Origin of the sequence: Kosakonia arachidis, assembly GCF_900116535.1 — a bacterium.
GTDB lineage: Bacteria > Pseudomonadota > Gammaproteobacteria > Enterobacterales > Enterobacteriaceae > Kosakonia > Kosakonia arachidis.
This window is the reverse complement of record NZ_FPAU01000003.1, coordinates 224327-243931: the sequence shown is the minus strand read 5'-3', so window position 1 is coordinate 243931 and position 19605 is coordinate 224327. Positions and strand designations below refer to the sequence as shown.

Annotated in this window: 15 protein-coding genes; 8 read left to right on the top strand and 7 right to left on the bottom strand. The window is 53.9% G+C overall.

Annotated elements, in window-relative coordinates; all coding sequences use genetic code 11:
* Window position 1 precedes the first annotated feature (1 nt).
* Window positions 2-3778 (bottom strand): autotransporter assembly complex protein TamB, encoded by a 3777-nt coding sequence (gene tamB, locus BM427_RS12710; RefSeq protein ID WP_090122056.1) that lies wholly within the window; start codon window positions 3776-3778, stop codon window positions 2-4.
* Window positions 3775-5508, bottom strand: coding sequence for an autotransporter assembly complex protein TamA (tamA, locus tag BM427_RS12705; RefSeq protein WP_090122055.1), 1734 nt, complete (start codon window positions 5506-5508; stop codon window positions 3775-3777). Before tamA ends, tamB begins: the two co-directional genes overlap by 4 nt.
* A 243-nt stretch (window positions 5509-5751) precedes the next feature.
* On the opposite strand from tamA, the gene msrA reads away from it, so the two are divergent.
* Window positions 5752-6396: a peptide-methionine (S)-S-oxide reductase MsrA gene (gene msrA, locus BM427_RS12700; RefSeq protein WP_090122053.1), complete on the top strand. Its 645-nt coding sequence runs from the start codon at window positions 5752-5754 to the stop codon at window positions 6394-6396.
* Between the two features lie 179 nt (window positions 6397-6575).
* Window positions 6576-7913 (top strand): polyamine export protein PaeA, encoded by a 1338-nt coding sequence (gene paeA, locus BM427_RS12695; protein WP_090122052.1) that lies wholly within the window; start codon window positions 6576-6578, stop codon window positions 7911-7913.
* An 82-nt stretch (window positions 7914-7995) separates the two neighbouring features.
* Here the strand turns inward: paeA and BM427_RS12690 are convergent, their stop codons facing one another.
* Window positions 7996-8202: a DUF1107 domain-containing protein gene (locus tag BM427_RS12690; RefSeq protein ID WP_003856054.1), complete on the bottom strand. Its 207-nt coding sequence runs from the start codon at window positions 8200-8202 to the stop codon at window positions 7996-7998.
* A 325-nt stretch (window positions 8203-8527) separates the two neighbouring features.
* Between BM427_RS12690 and BM427_RS12685 the strand changes: the two genes are divergently transcribed.
* A complete protein-coding gene (locus tag BM427_RS12685) occupies window positions 8528-9085 on the top strand; it encodes a YtfJ family protein (protein ID WP_090122051.1) in 558 nt (185 codons plus the stop codon).
* Here the strand turns inward: BM427_RS12685 and cysQ are convergent.
* Entirely contained in the window at window positions 9075-9815 is a 741-nt protein-coding gene (gene cysQ / locus BM427_RS12680) for a 3'(2'),5'-bisphosphate nucleotidase CysQ (RefSeq protein ID WP_090122049.1), read from the bottom strand. The genes BM427_RS12685 and cysQ overlap by 11 nt on opposite strands.
* A gap of 191 nt (window positions 9816-10006) precedes the next feature.
* On the opposite strand from cysQ, the gene BM427_RS12675 reads away from it, so the two are divergent.
* Complete coding sequence (locus BM427_RS12675) at window positions 10007-11953, top strand: bifunctional 2',3'-cyclic-nucleotide 2'-phosphodiesterase/3'-nucleotidase (RefSeq protein WP_090122047.1); 1947 nt, start codon at window positions 10007-10009, stop codon at window positions 11951-11953.
* 90 nt (window positions 11954-12043) lie between these two features.
* On the opposite strand, the gene BM427_RS12670 is transcribed toward BM427_RS12675, so the two are convergent.
* Window positions 12044-12436: a winged helix-turn-helix transcriptional regulator gene (locus tag BM427_RS12670; RefSeq protein WP_090122045.1), complete on the bottom strand. Its 393-nt coding sequence runs from the start codon at window positions 12434-12436 to the stop codon at window positions 12044-12046.
* Window positions 12437-12520: 84 nt separating this feature from the next.
* On the opposite strand from BM427_RS12670, the gene BM427_RS12665 reads away from it, so the two are divergent.
* From BM427_RS12665 to BM427_RS12655, 3 genes are all read left to right on the top strand, one after another.
* On the top strand, window positions 12521-13369 hold the full coding sequence (locus BM427_RS12665; RefSeq protein WP_090122044.1) for an SDR family oxidoreductase: 849 nt from the start codon (window positions 12521-12523) through the stop codon (window positions 13367-13369).
* A gap of 81 nt (window positions 13370-13450) precedes the next feature.
* Window positions 13451-14275, top strand: a complete 825-nt coding sequence (locus tag BM427_RS12660; RefSeq protein ID WP_090122042.1) for an AraC family transcriptional regulator — start codon at window positions 13451-13453, stop codon at window positions 14273-14275.
* Between the two features lie 75 nt (window positions 14276-14350).
* Window positions 14351-15316 (top strand): DMT family transporter, encoded by a 966-nt coding sequence (locus tag BM427_RS12655; protein ID WP_090122041.1) that lies wholly within the window; start codon window positions 14351-14353, stop codon window positions 15314-15316.
* Between the two features lie 47 nt (window positions 15317-15363).
* Here the strand turns inward: BM427_RS12655 and BM427_RS12650 are convergent, their stop codons facing one another.
* Window positions 15364-17019, bottom strand: a complete 1656-nt coding sequence (locus tag BM427_RS12650; RefSeq protein ID WP_090122039.1) for a methyl-accepting chemotaxis protein — start codon at window positions 17017-17019, stop codon at window positions 15364-15366.
* 272 nt (window positions 17020-17291) lie between these two features.
* On the opposite strand from BM427_RS12650, the gene ytfE reads away from it, so the two are divergent.
* Complete coding sequence (gene ytfE / locus BM427_RS12645) at window positions 17292-17954, top strand: iron-sulfur cluster repair protein YtfE (protein WP_090122037.1); 663 nt, start codon at window positions 17292-17294, stop codon at window positions 17952-17954.
* Window positions 17955-18018: 64 nt separating this feature from the next.
* On the opposite strand, the gene cycA is transcribed toward ytfE, so the two are convergent.
* Window positions 18019-19431 (bottom strand): D-serine/D-alanine/glycine transporter, encoded by a 1413-nt coding sequence (gene cycA, locus BM427_RS12640; RefSeq protein WP_090122036.1) that lies wholly within the window; start codon window positions 19429-19431, stop codon window positions 18019-18021.
* Window positions 19432-19605: the final 174 nt, after the last annotated feature.

The window sequence follows — 19605 nt, the reverse complement described above, 5'->3', positions numbered from 1 at the left end:
GCTAAAACTCAAACTGATAGAGCAAATCTAGTGCCTGATCTACGCCAGACACCGCTTCAAGATACAGCTTAGGCATCAGGCGATAACGTAACGTGAGAGTCGCCAGTGAGTCAAAAATTCCTACGCCATATTTGACCTGTAGACCCGGCAGAACATAGCCGCTGACCACCACCTGGGAGGAGTCGCCTACCCCCTGAGTATCCAGCGCCAGATTGCTGACGCCAAATGTCTCGCCGATTTTACCCACAACCTGACCACTTTGTGCAACCCCTAAGCCAATCAGCATGGAGGTCATTGCCGCACTATCGCTCTGTTCGCTATCCAGCCCCTGCCCGCGCAGCAGATAAGAGAGCGCCTCTTGCTGCGACATCGCCGGATCAGAGAAGATCTCGGCTTTCGGTTCATCCGCCGTACCGGTGACACGAACCCCGGCAATAACATCGTTTTCAGTCGAGTCCGGATTACGAATCGCCTCAATGTTCAGCAGAGGTTGATCCGGAGGGCCGGAGAACAGCAGTTCGCCTTTGCGCACAATCAGATCCTGGCCATATGCACGGAAGCGCCCTTCCGGAATACTAATTTGCCCGTTCAACCCCAGCCCTTGCTTATCCTGCGCTACTTTCAGGTCGCCAGTCAGCCTCGCTTTCAGGCCGAAAGCATCCAGCCGCACGTTATTGCCGACGTGAACAGTCAGATTGCTGTTGATCGGAATCGACGCTCTCTTTGGCTGCTCCGGTTGCAGATCATTGTTGAGCATCACCTCATCACTGGAGACACCCACGGCGCTTTCCGGCAAATCGTGTACCACAATCCGCGCCCACGGCACATCAACGCTCCCATCGAGCGTAAATAGTCCTGGCGTGGCTTCAAATACCACATCCGGCGAGACATCCAGTCGCACCATCGGCGGCACAGTAATGCGCACTTTACTGCCTTTCGCCGCCACGCGCGCGCGCCAGTTATCCAGTTGATGCCAGTCAGCATCACCGCTGAGGTTGATCTGCCCCTGCCCGGTACGCACTACACCCTGCAACGTCGAGCTCATGCCGTTGAAATTGATCGCTAACTGACTGGGCTGCATGTCAAACGGCATAAAGTTGCCCTCCACATTCAGCCCGTTTAGCCCCAGTTGCCCGAATAATTGCGGGCTTTGCATATCGCCCGCCAGTCGCAGGTTGGCGTTCAATGTCCCTGCAGCTTTCTCGCCACGGCTAAATATGGCGTTGGCCATCGCCAGAGAGAAGTTACGGATGTTCACATTGCCGCCCAGGTTACGTCGTCTTTGTGGATCGGTAATCTGTAGCTGACCATCAAACTGGCCGTTGTTAGTCAGGCGAATCAGCCAGCCAAGATCGGCACGGTTGTTACGGAGCTGCGCATTCAGGTTTAGGGTATCGAACGCTATCGGTAGCGACGCGCCATTCACTTCCTGGGTGACCTTCACACCGTGCCCGGAAAGTGTTACCTCGCCCTGCGGCAGGCCCGCTTTGGTGGTGTCCCAGCTCACATCGGCCTTACCGCTGAATACGCCACTGGCCTGCGTGGTATCCGGCATAAACGGTTTGAGCATCACCAGATCGAAGCGATTCAGATTCACGACCGCGCGTCCTTCAGCACCTGCATCAATGGTCTGCGGCACGCACAGTTCAGCATTGGGGTTCAGCCAGCAGTGCGGGCCAATAGCGATTTTTTGTTCCAGATTACGATAATCGAGGGTGATGGGCCGGTTGATCGACCATGGGCCAACTGGAGTGGCGAAGCGAGTATCACTCAGCGTCCCTTTCCAGCGCTGCTGCTGGCGATCGAAGCTCCCGGCCAGATTCAACTGCCCGGAGACCGGCTCACCCTGCACGCGCAACTGCAACTTGTGCTGCTTTTCGTTGCCGTCGGCATTCAGCGTCACCAGGCTAAGATTCATGCCCGGCTGGGTAATACGTTCAATGCGCGCGTTGAGTTTCCCGGCAATCTGATCGCTGGAGGTAACATCGCCTTCAACACGAACGCGGTCGACAGATAGCGCCTGCCAGCGCAGCGCATTGGCGGTAATGTCCACCAGCGCCTGCGGCGCATCGACCGTACCGCGCACTTTCACCACGCCTTTCGCCGTTCCACCGAGGCCCGGTAACGCATTATTCAGCCCAGGTGCATCAATGTTAGCATCGAGGTTCAAATCCTTAACCCCCAGCTCGCCTTTGATATCCACGCTATTTTTCCCCAGCGCCAGATGCAGACCCGGGATAGTCCACTGTAAATAGCTGTTGCCCTTCAGTTGCCCGTCAACGCTCACTTTGTTTTGCTTCACGTTGCCGCTGAGCTTCAGCTCCGGCACATCCATCTGCCAGCTACCGCCATACAGGCTGCCTCGGGTTTTTATCAGGCCATTCAGCTTTGACGGCCACTCGGGGAAAGCTTTTGCCGTATCAATACCGTTAAGCGTCAGTTCGCCGCGCCAGCTGATCGCCTGCTGCCAGTCGAGCAGCGCTTTCAGTTCGGTTTTCCCCTCCAGCGCGGCGATGGTCAACTTATCAATAGTGATCTGTTGCGCGTTACCTTTACCGTCCAGTGTGATCGTCGCCGGGGGAATATCCTGCCCTTTCACCGCCGTGCGGAACGACAGCGCGTAATCGGTCATTTTGCCGGAAAAGGTCAGTTTGGTATCGTCCGCCTGGAACTGTTTTGTCCCGGTAAACGGCCAGTAGAGCTGCTGGCTCGTCAACTCAAGATTGAGTGGCAATCCTGCTTCAGCTAGCTGCGTTTGCCCCCGTAAGACCATATCAACCGGACCGGAGAGATTCACGCCAATCTCAAGCTGCTTACGCATTTCTCCGCCAACTTTCAGCTTCACCTTCTCGCCCTTCAGCGGATCAATATTCAGCGTACTATTGAGCGTGATATCTAGCGGCCAGTTATCACGCAGTTGTGCACTGCCGGTGGCGTTTATCGTCCCCTGGCTGGAGTCGATATCCAACGCATCAAGCTTCATCTGTCCATCGATGCTGCTGACTTTCAACAGCAGGCTGTTGATCAGAAGATCGGTGTCGCCGGTCAGTCGCAACTGTTCGCCGCGGAACGCCTCAATATTGAGGTTCAGCGGCAGATGGACATCGGCCATTTCCGGCAGCAATGGTTTGTCAAACAGTGCTTTCAGCGTTTCGCCCAGCGGTTTTTCCTGCGGCTGCGGGTTCTGGATCTTTGGATCCACTACCTCTTTTTGCGCGACATTGGCTACTTTCGGTAGGGCGATCAGCAACCCTTTCAGCGATGTCGGCGTCAGCGTCAGGCTCTTTTCTTGCCAGTTCAGACCGGTACTGAAATCCATCACCGAAACCGTGGTACCGTCAATTTTGATGTTTACATTGTTCAGCTCCACCCGGCTTAAGGTAATCGGATAGGGCGTGGAGAGATTCAGCGGCCCACTATCCTCTTCTTGTACGGGTGCGCTCTGCGGCATTTGTTTGCTGTCGATAGCGACGTTAATCTCTTTCAGAGACAAATCGTTGACGCACACGCTACTGTTACGCAGGCAACCAAGCTTAATCGCAAGGTGGATCTCCCCGGCATTAACCGCGACACCTGGCTGCGTATAGCGCAGATTTTTCAGCGTCAGATCGCGCCAGCCGCCGGTAACCTGGCCGATTTCCAGCCCTGGCACCCAGCGGTTTGCTGCGTTAAACAGCAGATGCAGCCCGCTAGTAGTGCCCACCAGAAAGGCAACCGTTGCCAGCAGCAGCAGGAGAAGCGCCAGTACACCGAGGCTGATTTTCTTCCATAAACTCATAACTCTGGCCCCAGACCGATGTAAAACTGTAATCCATGTTCACTTTTATCGCCGACCGGTACGGCAAAATCGAGCTTGACGGGCCCGACCGGCGATTCCCAGCGCACACCAACACCGGTCCCGGTTTTAAAATTGCTGTGCCGGATGTCGCTGACCGCTTCGCCGCTGTCAACAAATACGGCGCCCCACCATTTCCCGGTCACGTTGTACTGGTACTCCAGCGATCCGGTCGCCAGTTTAGACGCGCCGATCAGCTTGCCGTCATCATCTTTCGGCGCGATGGATTTGTATTTGTAACCGCGAATACTGCGATCGCCCCCGGCGAAGAAGCGCAGATCCGGCGGTACGCGGTTAAAATCACCGGTTTCGATCCAGCCGAGATTGCCGCGCGCCACAAAGCGGTGGCGATCGTAAAGCGTGCGGATCCAGACGTTTTGCGCCTGCAACACGAGGAAATCGACATCCGATCCCCAGGCGGTATTGGAGTAATCGACTGAGTAGCGTTGCGAATCGCCCCAGGTCGGCATCAGACCGCCGCGCGCGCGGGTCCGGCTGATCATCACGCCGGGATAGACCAGCATGGTGGTGTTGGTGACGCTGGCCTGAGTAAAGTGGTCCAGGCTCCAGCGCAGGTTAATCGCCCGCTGCCAGCCGCTGGAGAGATCCCAATAGCGCGACAGTGCAAGCGTGGTGGAATCCGCTTCAGTATCGTTTAGATCGGTACGCTTAAAGCCACCCTGTACGAGATAATATTGCTCCAGCGGGTTTTTCAGCAGCGGCATCTTATAGCTGAAATCAAGCTGTTGTTCAGGCGCCGAGACGCTCATGCTGGTGGTCAAGCTGTGGCCGTAAGAATTGATCCACGGCTTTTTCCATGTTGCTTTAACGCGCGGCCCGACATCGGTGGAATAGCCAACACCCGTTTCGATGGTGTTTTCCGTACGCGGCGACACCACGCCTTTCAGCGGCAACACTTTGGTCTTACGCGCTTTATCAAACTCTGGAGCGACCACAACAGATTTAAACCAGCCGATAGCGGACAGGCGACGGTTCAGCTCAGCCAGATCCCTGGTCTGGTAGTAATCTCCTTCATGAAACGGGACGAGGTTTTGCAGATATTCGTCGCGTATTTGCGAACCTTCAAAGGTCACCGCACCAAAGCGGTAACGCTGGCCGCTATCGTAGTCGATATCCCAGAAGGCCTGGTGGCGAGCGAGCGCGACGCCAAGCTGTCTTTTAGTGAAATGACTGTCAAAGTAGCCTTTGTGCAGCGCCACATTGGTAAGGGATTTTATGAAATTGTCGTAATCGTTATGGTGCAGCACGGTGCCAATGGCAGGACGCTTTTTGAGCAGCGCCAGGTAATCGCTGTCGTCGCGTGCGCCACCGCGCAGGATCACACTGGTACCACCAATCAACACCGGTTCGCCCGCAGAGACGCGGGCAATCAATACCTGACGCCCTTTTGCTGGCGGTGGCTGTAGTTCGAAATCAATGGTAGGTTCGTAGTAACCTAAGGCTTTCAACCCTTCGCGGATAGCATCATCAACGCGTGCCTGAAAACGCCGATCCGGCGTCACTTCATCACTCTGGATAGTCGACAACTGGGCGCGCACATTTTTTTGGAGTTCGCCCGTTAATCCCTCCAGTTGTAATCGTACATTCGCGGCAAAAGCCATTTCACTTGCCAGCAACAAGCTGGCAAAACATAAAAGACGGATCTTTGGCACGTTCTCTCCTGAATATCCTTGTTCCTACCCCTGGAAGGAAACGTAAGCGCAACTCCGCGCTGAGCCTGTTCGGCTTTTATGCAGAATACAGGCTGATAAAAACCCGCTATGCAGGTTGAAAAAAGGACGGCTAGCCCAAAATCTCTTATGTTTAAATCTAGCCTGATTTGTGATGTTTATTGTGTTAAAACACACGCCGCAACACAACCCTAACCGTAATGACTCTCGCCGGGAGGTATCACCGTGAGCTTTTTCGATAAAAAAAACCTTGTTTCTCAATCAGAAGCATTGCCCGGACGCAACACCCCCATGCCTGTCGCCAGTTTACATGCTGTTAACGAGCATTCAATGAGCCATGTTCCGGAAGGTATGGAGATTGCGCTGTTTGCTATGGGCTGTTTCTGGGGCGTAGAGCGCCTGTTCTGGCAGTTAGCGGGCGTCTACAGCACCGCTGCGGGATACACCGGGGGCTATACACCAAACCCGACTTACCGCGAAGTCTGTACCGGACAGACCGGCCATGCCGAAGCCGTGCGCGTGGTATACGACCCAAAAGTGGTGAGTTACGAGCAGTTGTTGCAGGTGTTCTGGGAAAACCACGATCCGGCGCAAGGGATGCGTCAGGGTAACGATCTCGGCACTCAGTACCGCTCAGCGATCTACCCGCTAACACCGGAGCAAAACGCCGCAGCGCGTGCCAGCCTTGAACGCTTCCAGGTGGCTATGCGCAGCGCTGGAGATGCGCGCACCGTCACCACTGAGATCACATCCGCAACGCCGTTCTACTACGCGGAAGATGAGCACCAACAGTATCTGTATAAAAACCCGCATGGCTACTGCGGTATCGGAGGGATTGGCGTTTGTTTACCGCCGCAGCTTAACCCATAAAAGAGTAAGGGAACTTTCACGCATTTAGGCGAAAATTAAGTCTCTGGCAGCTTGTGGCGGGCTTACGCTATACTACCCCTCGAAATTGCCGGCTCACCGCTTCGGGCCGGCTTTCATTGTGTTTACCACATGGATATTCAAAACCCCTTCCGAGGATCCGGTTAATAGCTGGATAAATTATGTTAAACAGCATCTTAATCATACTCTGTCTGATCGCGGTAAGTGCGTTTTTCTCGTTGTCAGAGATCTCACTTGCCGCATCGCGAAAAATTAAGCTCAAACTGCTTGCCGATGAAGGCAATATCAACGCGCAACGCATTCTGAAAATGCAGGAAACGCCTGGCACTTTCTTTACGGTGGTGCAAATTGGCCTTAACGCCGTTGCCATTCTTGGCGGTATCGTCGGCGATGCAGCCTTCTCCCCCGTTTTTCACAGCATATTGATCAACATCGTTTCCCCCGAGCTGGCCGAACAACTCAGCTTTATTATCTCCTTCTCGCTGGTGACCGGGATGTTTATTCTGTTCGCCGACCTGACCCCGAAACGCATCGGTATGATTGCGCCCGAAGCCGTGGCTTTGCGTATCATCAACCCGATGCGCTTCTGTTTATTCGTTTTCCGCCCGCTGGTCTGGTTCTTCAACGGCCTGGCCAACGTCATCTTCCGCATTTTCAAACTGCCGATGGCGCGCAAGGACGACATCACCTCCGATGATATTTATGCCGTCGTGGAAGCCGGTGCCTTAGCCGGGGTGCTGCGTAAGCAGGAACATGAGTTGATTGAGAACGTGTTTGAGCTGGAGTCACGTACCGTGCCGTCGTCAATGACCTCGCGCGAGAACGTGATTTGGTTCGATCTGCATGAAGATGAGCAGAGCCTGAAAAACAAAGTCTCTGAACATCCGCATTCCAAGTTTCTGGTCTGTAATGATGATATCGACCATATCGTCGGCTATGTCGACTCCAAAGATTTGCTCAACCGCGTACTGGCGAATCAAAGTATGGCGTTGAACAGCGGCGTGCAGATCCGCAACACGCTGATCGTGCCGGACACCTTAACCCTCTCAGAAGCGCTGGAAAGCTTCAAAACCGCTGGTGAAGACTTCGCGGTGATCATGAACGAATACGCGCTGGTGGTCGGGGTTATCACTCTTAATGATGTGATGACCACGCTGATGGGTGACCTGATCGGCCAGGGGCTGGAAGAGATGATTGTCGCCCGTGATGAAAACTCATGGCTGATAGATGGCGGCACGCCGATTGATGACGTGATGCGTGTGCTGGATATCGATGAATTTCCGCAGTCCGGCAACTATGAAACCATCGGCGGTTTTATGATGTTTATGCTGCGTAAGATCCCCAAGCGCACCGATGCGGTGAAATTCTCCGGCTACAAGTTTGAGGTGGTGGATATCGATAACTACCGCATCGATCAGTTGCTGGTTACCCGTATCGACACCCGCGCTACGCTGCTGACGCCGAAGTTGCCTGACGCGGAAGATAAAGGCGCGGCGTGACCGTCTGCTGAAATATCAACGGCCCCTGCGACGGGGCCGTTTTTTTTTAGTACTTAAACTACTGCATAGCACAACGGGTTGGTTAAGCCATCTCTGTTTGCAGACGCATAACCTGACGGTTGACTTCGGACATCACAGACAGATGCTGTTTGTCCTTCACTTTCGGGATGAGGATCTTCCCCTTGTCGAACTCGAAAGCGCCAACGTCCTTGATATACAACCGTCCACGGAACAGGATTTTTACGTACTTGGCCACCTGAAGTGGGTTGTAACGCTGGAAAATTTTCATTCTTGTTTCTCCTGTAAAGCATTACGCCCTTGCGGTTCCACAATCGGACCAGCGTTGATGAGCGCAAATTTTAATGCTCAGTCACTATAGTTCAGAACCTCACTCATACGTAGTGTGAATAACTTTATTTACCTTTTGATGACAATTATTCAGAATATTCTTTTCAGTCCTTTAATCCACACAGTATAAAGCCACATTTTTTCACAGATATGTGCGTCCCCCCGCAAACTGGCACTCTGCTTGCGGGAAAAACATATAGATCGCACTTATGATTAAAACCGTAATTCAAGTGGTCGGATCACCTGCATAACGATAAGGAAACACCATGACCCTACGTTCCATCCTGGCAGCGACATGCCTGTTACTGCCGCTAATGGCTTCGGCCCATAACATCGAAACCAATCAGCGCGTGCCACCTGTTGGCATTGCCGACAGAGGGGAGTTGATTCTTGATAATGACAAGTTTAGCTATAAAAACTGGAACAGCGCCCAGCTTCCAGGCAAAGTGCGGGTTGTACAGCATATTGCCGGTCGCACCTCCGCTAAAGAGAAGAATGCCGGGCTGATTGAAGCGATAAAAGCCGCAAATCTGCCCCATGATCGCTATCAGACCACCACCATCGTCAATACCGATGATGCCATCCCGGGCAGCGCCATGTTTGTTCGCAGTAGCATAGAGAGCAACAAGAAGCTCTATCCGTGGTCGCAATTTATTGTCGATAGCGAAGGCGTGACGCGCAAAGCGTGGCAACTGGACGAAGAGAGTTCCGCAATCATCGTGTTGGATAAAGAAGGCCGCGTGCAGTTTGCTAAAGACGGTAGCCTGAGCCAGCAAGAGGTGCAGCAGGTGATAGACCTGCTGCATAAGTTACTCAGTAAATAGAAACCCGAAAGCCGGGGTTGAGGAAAGATTCACGCGGGGTGTAATCCAGTGTACGCCCCTGCCAGTCGTGAACATGCGCCCCGGCGGCTACCGCAACAGCATGCCCTGCCGCCGTATCCCAGACGCTGGTCGGCCCGAACCGCGGGTAGAGCTGCGCTTTCCCCTCCGCAACCAGGCAAAATTTTAACGATGAACCAATCGCCGTGGTTTGATGTTCGCCTAGCTGCTGCAAATACTCTTTCAGTTCATCATCGGCGTGGGAGCGGCTCACCACGACCAGAGGTGGGCGTGCATTGCGCACCTGAATCTGCTGATGATGTCCCGCTTCTTCCTTCCACGCTTTGCCTTCATCGGCAGAGTACATCACTTTCAGCACCGGCGCGTAAACGACACCCAGCACAGGTTTTCCATTGTCAATCAGGGCGATATTAACCGTGAACTCGCCGTTACGCTTGATAAACTCTTTGGTGCCGTCAAGCGGATCCACCAGCCAGTAGCGTCCCCATGTCTGGCGAATTTCCCACGCGGGCGGATCCTCTTCCGAGAGCACCGGAATATCCGGTGTTAGCGCCTGCAGCCCGCGCACAATCACGCCGTGGGCCGCAATATCTGCGGCGGTCACCGGGGAGTGATCCACTTTGCTGGTGACCTCCATCGGTTTGTGACCGTCATACACCTGCATAATGGCGTCACCCGCTTCCCGCGCTAGTTGGCAAATTGCATCTAACATATCCACCTCTTATCTGTTCAGTGGTTTGTAACTCGTTGTTTTACTTATATCGCATTGCGTTGGAATCTGCCATCTGTGATAGCGATTGCGTTTTCTTTGCTCACTTTTATGTCAGTATTCACAGTTCTGTAAGCAACAAAATGTACATAACAATTTCTTTTGTGGCTTAGATCGAAAAAAGGATACCTCTGATGATTAAGTTTAGTGCAACGCTTCTGGCGACGCTGATTGCGGCCAGCGTGCAGGCGGCAACGGTGGATTTACGTATTCTGGAAACCACTGATTTGCATAGCAACATGATGGATTTTGATTACTACAAAGATACCGCGACGGAAAAATTCGGACTGGTGCGCACTGCCAGCCTGATCAACGCCGCGCGGGGCGAGGTCAAAAACAGCGTGCTGGTGGATAACGGCGACTTAATCCAGGGCAGTCCGCTGGGCGACTATGTAGCGGCAAAGGGGCTTAAAGCAGGAGAAGTTCATCCGGTCTATAAGGCGATGAATACCCTTGATTACGCCGTTGGTAATCTCGGCAACCATGAATTTAACTACGGCCTTGATTACCTGCGCAAAGCACTGGCGGGGGCGAAATTCCCTTATGTAAATGCCAATATTATTGATGCAAAAAGCAAAAAACCGCTGTTCACCCCTTACCTGATTAAAGAAACCGCCGTGCAGGATAAAGAGGGCAATACCCACACGCTGCGTATCGGTTATATCGGCTTTGTGCCGCCGCAGATCATGGTGTGGGATAAAGCCAACCTCAACGGCAAAGTGACGGTCAATGACATCACCGAAACCGCACGCCGCTACGTGCCGGAAATGCGCGCCAAAGGTGCCGATCTGGTAGTAGTGGTGGCACACTCCGGGCTGGCGGCGGAGCCGTACCAGGCGATGGCGGAAAACTCCGTTTACTACCTGAGCGAAGTGCCGGGCGTCGATGCCATTCTGTTTGGTCACGCTCATGCCGTCTTCCCGGGTAAAGATTTTTCCGCCATCAAAGGCGCAGATATCAGCAAAGGCACGCTGAACGGTATTCCGTCCGTAATGCCGGGTATGTGGGGCGACCATCTCGGCGTCGTCGATCTGGTGTTGAACAACGATTCAGGTAAATGGCAGGTGACGCAATCCAAAGCCGAAGCACGCCCCATCTACGACGCAGCGGCGAAGAAAGCCCTCGTTGGCGAGGACAGCAAGTTGGTAGAAATCCTCAAACACGATCACGACGCTACGCGTCATTTTGTGGGGAAGGCAATTGGTCAATCGGCCGACAACATGTACAGCTACCTGTCGCTGGTGCAGGACGATCCGACCGTACAGGTGGTGAATAACGCGCAAAAAGCCTACGTGGAACACTTTATTCAGGGGGATCCTGATCTGGCGAAACTGCCAGTGCTCTCTGCTGCCGCTCCATTTAAAGCGGGTGGACGTAAAAACGATCCGGCCAGTTTCGTTGAAGTGGAAAAAGGTCAGCTCACGTTCCGTAATGCCGCCGATCTCTATCTCTACCCCAATACGCTGGTAGTGGTAAAAGTGACAGGTAAAGAGGTGAAAGAGTGGCTGGAGTGTTCTGCCGGACAATTTAATCAAATCGATCCCAACAGCGATAAGCCGCAAAGCCTGATTAACTGGGACGGTTTCCGCACCTATAACTTCGATGTTATTGACGGCGTGAAATACCAGATCGATGTGACGCAGCCCGCGCGTTACGATGGTGAATGCCAGAGTATAAACCCGCAGGCGGAACGTATTAAGGATCTGACGTTTAACGGCAAGCCCATCGATCCGAACGCGGTTTTCCTCGTCGCCACTAATAATTACCGCGCCTACGGCGGTAAGTTTGCCGGAACGGGCGACAGCCATATCGCTTTTGCTTCACCGGATGAAAACCGCGCCGTGCTGACAAAGTGGATCAGCGATGAAACGAAGCGTGCCGGGGAAATCCATCCCGCCGCAGATAACAACTGGCAACTGGCACCTGTTCACACAAGCCATAAACTGGATATTCGTTTTGAAACTGCGCCAACGGAGAAAGCCGCCGCGTTTATTAAACAGAATGCGCGTTATCCGATGCAAAAAGTAGGGAACGACGAAATCGGTTTCGCGATTTATAGCATCGATTTAAACAAGTCGTGATTCACCCGGTCCGGGAGATATAACTTTTCTCGTCCAGACCCGCGCAGCGCTATCTGGCATCTTGCCAGGTAGCGCTAATGCCTACCGGGCCTACGCCACCTGTTTTGCATGATGCGCCAGCACCTGCGGAATATTCAGTTCTATCCAGTTCGCCAGCGCGGCCACCTTCTCGCTGACCTCCTCACCGAGCGGAGTCAGACTATACTCAACATGCGGCGGAACAACCGGATACGCGACGCGATTAATAAAACCATCCAGCTCCAGCCATTGCAGGCTTTGCGACAGCATCTTTTCGCTGACGCCGCCCATCTTGCGGCGTAAATCGCTAAAACGGTGCGTGCCATCACGCAGCGCCACGAGGATCAATACGCCCCAGCGGCTGGTCACATGTTTGAGGACATCCCGCGACGGACACTGCTCGGCGAACAAATTACCGTCGCGTATCTGTTCACTCAGGGTCTGGGCTGCAGAAACTGTTTTCATACTTACCTTTTTGTACGTACTTACTAAAAGTTAGCTTGAATGATAGCTTACCACAACACTCACTGAACACGTAAGGAGAACACCATGATCGCACTTACCGGCGCGACCGGCCAACTGGGCCAGTTTGTGGTAGAAGAGCTGCTGAAAACCGTCGCGGCAAAACAAATCGTCGCCATTGTCCGTAACCCGGCGAAAGCCGAAGCGCTGAGCAAACAGGGCGTACTGGTGCGTCAGGCCGACTACGGCGACCAGGCCGCGCTAACGCGAGCGCTGGCAGGCGTTGATAAACTGTTGCTGATCTCCAGTAGCGAAGTGGGCCAGCGCGCCGTACAGCACCGTAATGTTATCAATGCCGCTAAAGCCGCAGGGGTGAAATTTATCGCCTACACCAGCCTGCTGCATGCGGATAAGTCCCCGCTCGGCCTGCACGTTGAACATGTCGAAACCGAGAAAATGCTCGCCGAATCCGGCATTCCGTATGCATTACTGCGCAACGGCTGGTACAGCGAAAACTACCTCGCCAGCGCACCAGCGGCACTGGCGCACGGCGTCTTTATCGGTGCCGCAGGCGATGGCAAAATCGCCTCAGCAACTCGCGCGGATTATGCTGCCGCTGCTGCCCGTGTGATCAGCGAAGAGGGTCATGCCGGGAAAGTTTATGAACTGGCGGGTGATAACGGCTGGACGCTGAGCGAACTGGCCGCGCTGTTAAGCAAAGCCAGCGGCAAAAACATCGTTTACCAGAACCTGAGCGAAGCGGATTTCGCTGCCGCGCTGAAGGGCGCTGGCCTGCCGGACGTGTTTGCCAATTTGCTGGCGGATTCCGATGCCGGAGCCGCAAAAGGCGGTCTGTTTGACGACAGTAAAACGCTCAGCAAACTGATTGGCCGCCCGACCACGCCGATCGCTGAAAGTGTCAACGCCCTGGTGTAACGGTTAAATATTGGTTAATTTTTGTAGCCTGCCGCCGGGTCATCCTGAATAATGCAACGATGACCCGCGTGGAGAAGCATTGTGGAAGGCGTACCAGAGCAGTTTAACGACGAGCGAGATTGTGCACGCTTCCGCCACCTGGCGAAGGTGCCGGGCGTTGAGCTGTACCACGCGCATATCTCCCGTTACGCGTTCGAACCCCACACCCATGAAGCCTTTGGCATTGGTGCCATTGAAGCCGGTGCCGAACGCTTCCGCTATCGCGGCACGCAGTATGTCGCTCCGGCCAATTCCGTGGTCACCATGAACCCCGACGAGTTGCACACCGGCGAAGCCGCAGCCGATGACGGCTGGCGTTATCGTATGGTCTATCTCGATCCGCAGTTGCTCGAAGAGGTGGCCGGCGTCCGCCACTGGTGGTTCAGCGAGGTGATGCGTCACGATCCGCTGCGCACCCGGCAGATCTGCACGCAGATCCATGGTCTGTGGCACACCGACGATCCACTGGCGCAGCAAAGCATTTTGCTGGATCTGATCGATACTTTTCGCCCGCTGGCGCATCACGCGTCGCAGCGCCCGGAAGGCACACACCGTTTTGAACGCATACGCGACTATCTGCACGACAACTATATGCACAACCTGACGCTGGACGAGTTAGCGGGCGTAGCTGCGCTTAGCCCTTATCATTTTCAACGTCAGTTCAAGGCGCACTTCCATGTCACGCCGCACCAGATGTTGATGGCGATCCGCCTGTGGCGGGCAAAAGCATTCCTCACGCAGGGCATGCCCGCCGCAGACGTCGCGGCCATGACCGGGCTGACGGATCAATCGCATCTGACACGCGCCTTTACCCACCGCTACGGCATCACGCCGGTACGTTACCAGAAGCAAGTCACCCGCCGTTAATGCGCAATCTCATACAATATTTCGCACCATCCCTTCTCTACACTGGCGATAGCCAATGTAAACGTGGATGGAATGATGATTAGTGGTGTGTTGTATGCTCTGTTTGCCGGGCTGTTGTGGGGCTTAATTTTCGTTGGGCCATTGATCGTGCCGGATTACCCGGCAGTACTGCAATCCACCGGCCGTTATCTGGCGCTGGGTCTGATCGCCCTGCCGCTGGCGTGGCTCGGGCGCGCGCGTCTGCGCCAGTTAACGCGCGGCGACTGGGTGACTGCACTGGCGCTGACGATAATGGGCAATCTGGTTTATTACGTCTGTCTGGCGAGCGCCATCCAGCGTACTGGCGCGCCGGTATCGACCATGATCATCGCCACCCTGCCAGTGGTGATTCCGGTGTGTGCCAACCTGCTCTATAGCCAGCGGGACGGAAAACTGTCCTGGCGTCGGCTGGCACCCGCGCTTACCTGCATCGCTATTGGTCTGATGTGCGTCAATATCGCCGAGCTGCGCCATGGTCTGCCGGATTTCACCTGGAGCCGTTACGGTACGGGGATCGCACTGGCATTTACTTCGGTGGGCTGCTGGGCGTGGTATGCCCTGCGTAACGCCCGCTGGTTGCGGGAGAACCCGGATAAAAACCCGATGATGTGGGCAACGGCGCAGGCGCTGGTCACGTTGCCCGTCTCGCTTATCGGTTATCTCGCAGCCTGCCAGTGGCTTGATGTGCAGGAACCTGATTTTCCCCTGCCTTTCGGCCCAAATCCTCTGGTGTTTATCGTGCTGATGTTTGCCATTGCCGTACTCTGCTCGTGGGTGGGCGCGCTATGCTGGAATATTGCCTGCCAGCGTCTGCCAACGGTTATAGTTGGCCCGCTGATTGTTTTCGAAACGCTGGCCGGGTTGCTTTATACCTTCTTGTTGCGCCAAAGTATCCCGCCGCTGCTCACCTTTTGCGGCATTGTGCTTTTGGTGTGTGGTGTGGTGATGGCGGTGCTGTCAAAACCACAAAAAGCGAGCGTTATTTCGGTAGAGCTGGAATAAAAAAACCCGGCATTATGCGCCGGGTCTGGTCAGCCTGAAGTGAGGATTTAGAAGGTTTCCCAGTTCGCTTCGCTAAAGCTCTCTGCGGCTTTCGCCTGTGGTTTGCTGCCCGGTTTTACCTGCACAGGCGTGCGTAAGCTGCGGCTACGGTTGATTTTAAATACCGCTACCGTTTCCGTCAGGCGCGCTGCCTGCTCTTCCAGTGCGGCGGCGGCGGCGGCGGACTCTTCCACCAGCGAGGCGTTCTGCTGAGTTACGCGATCCATCTCAGCAACAGCCTGCCCCACCTGGTCGATACCGCGGCTCTGCTCATCAGAAGCCGATGAGATTTCGCCCATGATATCTGTCACGCGCGTGACAGCACTGACGATCTCTTTCATCGTATCTCCAGCTTGATGTACCAGCGCAGCGCCTGCATCGACGCGGCTACCAGAATCTTCAATCAGCCCTTTGATCTCTTTCGCCGCCTGCGCGCTACGCTGCGCCAGCGTACGAACTTCACCAGCAACAACGGCGAAACCGCGGCCTTGTTCGCCGGCGCGGGCGGCTTCAACCGCCGCGTTCAGCGCCAGAATATTGGTCTGGAAGGCGATGCCGTCGATCACGTTGGTGATTTGCGCGATTTTGCTGGAGCTGGTAGCAATTTCGTCCATCGTACGCACCACGCCATCCACAACCTGGCCGCCTTTTTGCGCCGTACTGGACGCGTTCTGCGCCAGTTGTGTCGCTTGGCGGGCGTTGTCAGCGTTCTGTTTCACCGTTGCTGTCAGTTGTTCCATGCTGGCCGCCGTCTCTTCCAGAGAGGCCGCTTGCTGCTCGGTACGTGAAGAGAGATCGTTGCTACCGGCAGAGATTTCGCCCGCACCGGTATAAATGGTATCGGCACCATCGCGCACCACGCTGACGGTTTTCACCAGCGACTGCTGCATCTCCTGCACGTTTTGCGCCAAGAGCGCCATCTCGTTTTTGCCTTCGGCATCAATCGCGTGCGTCAAATCACCCGCCGCGATGTGGCGGATATGGCCCATCACTTCATGCAGCGGTTTCAGCAATACACGCTGCATCGCCACCCAACTGATGATGATCACCGCCAGAACAACGACCATGACAACACCCAGAATCCACAGCATGCGCTGGTAGTCGCTCTCGTTTTCGATTACGCCCTGGTTCGCCAGTACAGCCTGAGCATCACGCCATGCGCGGTAGCTTTTCTGCATAGCGACCTGTTTCGCTTCCGCATTCTGGCGGAACATATCTTCCAGCTTGCCCGCCAACAGCAGACGGTTCATTTCCGTCAGCGTCGCATGGTAAATGTCGTACTGTTTTTCCAGGTCGCTGGAGAGATTTTTATCCAGCCCCGGCGTGTCCGGCATCGCTTTGTATTTTTCAAAATGCTTTTGCGCCTGATTCAGCAAGTCGGTCGCGGTGTTGGCCAGCTCGCTCAGTTGCCCGCCATTGATCTGGCTGGCGGTGCTGCTCTGTAAGCGCAGCATGCCGCGGTTTAATGTGACGCGCGCCTGGTTAAGGCTGATCCAGGCATCAGTGAACTCAGAAACGTTCTGGCTGGAAACCTGAGAAACGTTAAAGTTGTTTTTGTCATTATTCAGTGCGCTGACAAACACGCCGGCAGAAATAAGCTGCATCGCACCCAGTACGAGCAACACCATAATTAATAAGGTAATAACTTTAATACGCTTGAACATCGTAGGCCTTCATTTGATACAGGGAATGGTCTGAGTCTCTGTATCGGCAGCGTTACGTAGTTGTTTAATCTCGCTACAAAACTCTATCCAAAATTTTTCAATAAAATTACCTGCATTCAATATGTTAAACGCGAAAGATTTTTTGTGATGAATATCACTGTTTTTTGCGCAATAAAGGCATAAGGCGATTGGCCCCACCCCAAAAGGGGTATATCATCGGCATAAAGATGCATTTAAAATACATCTTATAATTTCACGATGAGGTAACTGCTATGGCTTTCCGCGATCAACCCCTGGGTGAGCTGGCGCTCTCGATCCCCCGCGCCTCCGCACTGTTCCGTCAATACGATATGGACTACTGCTGCGGTGGTAAGCAGACACTCGGCCGCTCTGCGGCGCGCAAAGAGCTGGATATTGATGTCATTGAAGCCGAGCTGGCAAAACTGGCAGAGCAGCCGATCGAGAAAGACTGGCGTGTTGCCAAACTTTCGGAAATCATCGACCACATTATTGTGCGTTACCATAATCGCCACCGCGAACAATTGCCGGAGCTGATTTTACAGGCCACCAAAGTGGAACGCGTGCATGCCGATAAACCCAATGTGCCGCTCGGGTTAACCAAATATTTGACGATGCTGCATCAGGAACTTTCCAGCCATATGATGAAAGAGGAACAGATCCTGTTCCCGATGATCAAACAAGGCATGGGTTCGCAGGCCATGGGGCCGATCACAGTGATGGAGAGTGAACATGATGAAGCCGGTGAGTTGCTGGACGTTATTAAGCACATCACCAACAACGTTACACCACCGCCAGAAGCCTGTACCACCTGGAAAGCCATGTATAACGGCATCAATCTGTTAATTGACGATCTGATGGAACACATCAGTCTGGAAAACAATAACCTCTTTCCGCGTGCCCTCGCAGGTGAATAATAAAAGGCGCCCAACAGAGCGCCCTTGATTCATGGAAGTTTAGAGCCGCTTTGCGGCTCTTTTTTTATGGCTGACGGTCAGCCAGACGTTTTTTACCGGCATAAAGCCAGCCCGCGCCCAGCACAATAAACCACAGTGGCGTGACGATTAGCGCTTCACGGGTATCCGCTTCCAGCGTCAGCAGCACCAGTACGAAGGCAAAGAATGCCATGCACACCCAGCACATCAATTTGCCCAGCGGCATTTTGTAATTCGATTTTTCATGCAGATGCGGACGCTGTTTACGATAGACCAGATACGAACAGAGAATTATCGTCCAGACAAACATAAACAGAATGGCCGATACGGTAGTGATCATGGTGAACGCGGCTATCGCACTCGGGTTCACATAGAGCATCACTACGCCACCCAGCAGGCAGATACAGGAGAAGGTCAGCCCTTTTGCCGGCACCGCGCGTTTGGAGAGTGCCGCGAACGCCTTCGGCGCCATCTTCTCCTGTGCAAGACCAAACAGCATACGGCTGGTCGAGAAGACGCCGCTGTTTGCCGACGACGCTGCAGAAGTCAGCACCACAAAGTTGATGATGCTCGCGGCCGCCGGAATACCAACCAGCATAAACAGTTCTACAAACGGGCTTTTGTCCGGTACAACCGAGCTCCACGGCGTCACTGACATAATAATGATCAGTGCAAAGACATAGAACATGATGATGCGCAGTGGAATGGAGTTAATCGCGCGCGGCAGAGATTTCTCCGGATCTTTCGTTTCTGCTGCTGTTGTGCCGACCAGTTCGATCCCGACAAAGGCGAAGACTGCGATCTGGAAACCGGCGAAGAAACCGCTGATGCCTTTCGGGAACCAGCCGCCGTCATTCCACAGGTGCGTGAACGATGCTTCAACGCCCGTCGGCGATTTGAAGTGCATCAACACCATCACTACACCCACAATAATCAGCGCGACAATGGCAACGATTTTGATCATCGCAAACCAGAATTCCATCTCGCCGAACATTTTTACCGTCGCAAGATTGAGGCTCAACAGCAGTAATACCACCGCCAACGCTGCGACCCAGTCGGCAAGGCCCGGAAACCAGAATTGCGCGTAGGCGGTGATCGCCACGACGTCCGCCATCCCGGTTACCACCCAGCAGAACCAGTAGGTCCAGCCGGTAAAGTACCCCGCCCACGGCCCCAACAGATCGGCGGCGAAGTCGCTAAATGATTTATATTCGAGGTTCGACAGCAGCAACTCACCCATTGCGCGCATCACGAAAAACAGCATAAAGCCGATGATCATATAAACAAAAATGATCGATGGACCTGCGAGGCTGATGGTTTTTCCGGATCCCATAAACAGCCCGGTACCAATAGCGCCGCCGATCGCAATAAGCTGTATATGTCGGTTTGTGAGATTTCGCCGTAGTGACTGTTCAGCCGGAGCCTGTTCGTCGGCTACGACTTTAACCTGATCTACCATGTTTTAATCCTGTCTGTGTTGTTGGGCTCTTCTGGCCTTTTATTGTGTATTCCGTCCTTTATGGACGCATCGATATTAGGTAAGAATCGGCGGGATGGATACTCTGAATTAAATCGAATGTTAAATATTTGTTGAAAGTGAGTGTCATATCACTTAGCTAATGCGGAATGCTTC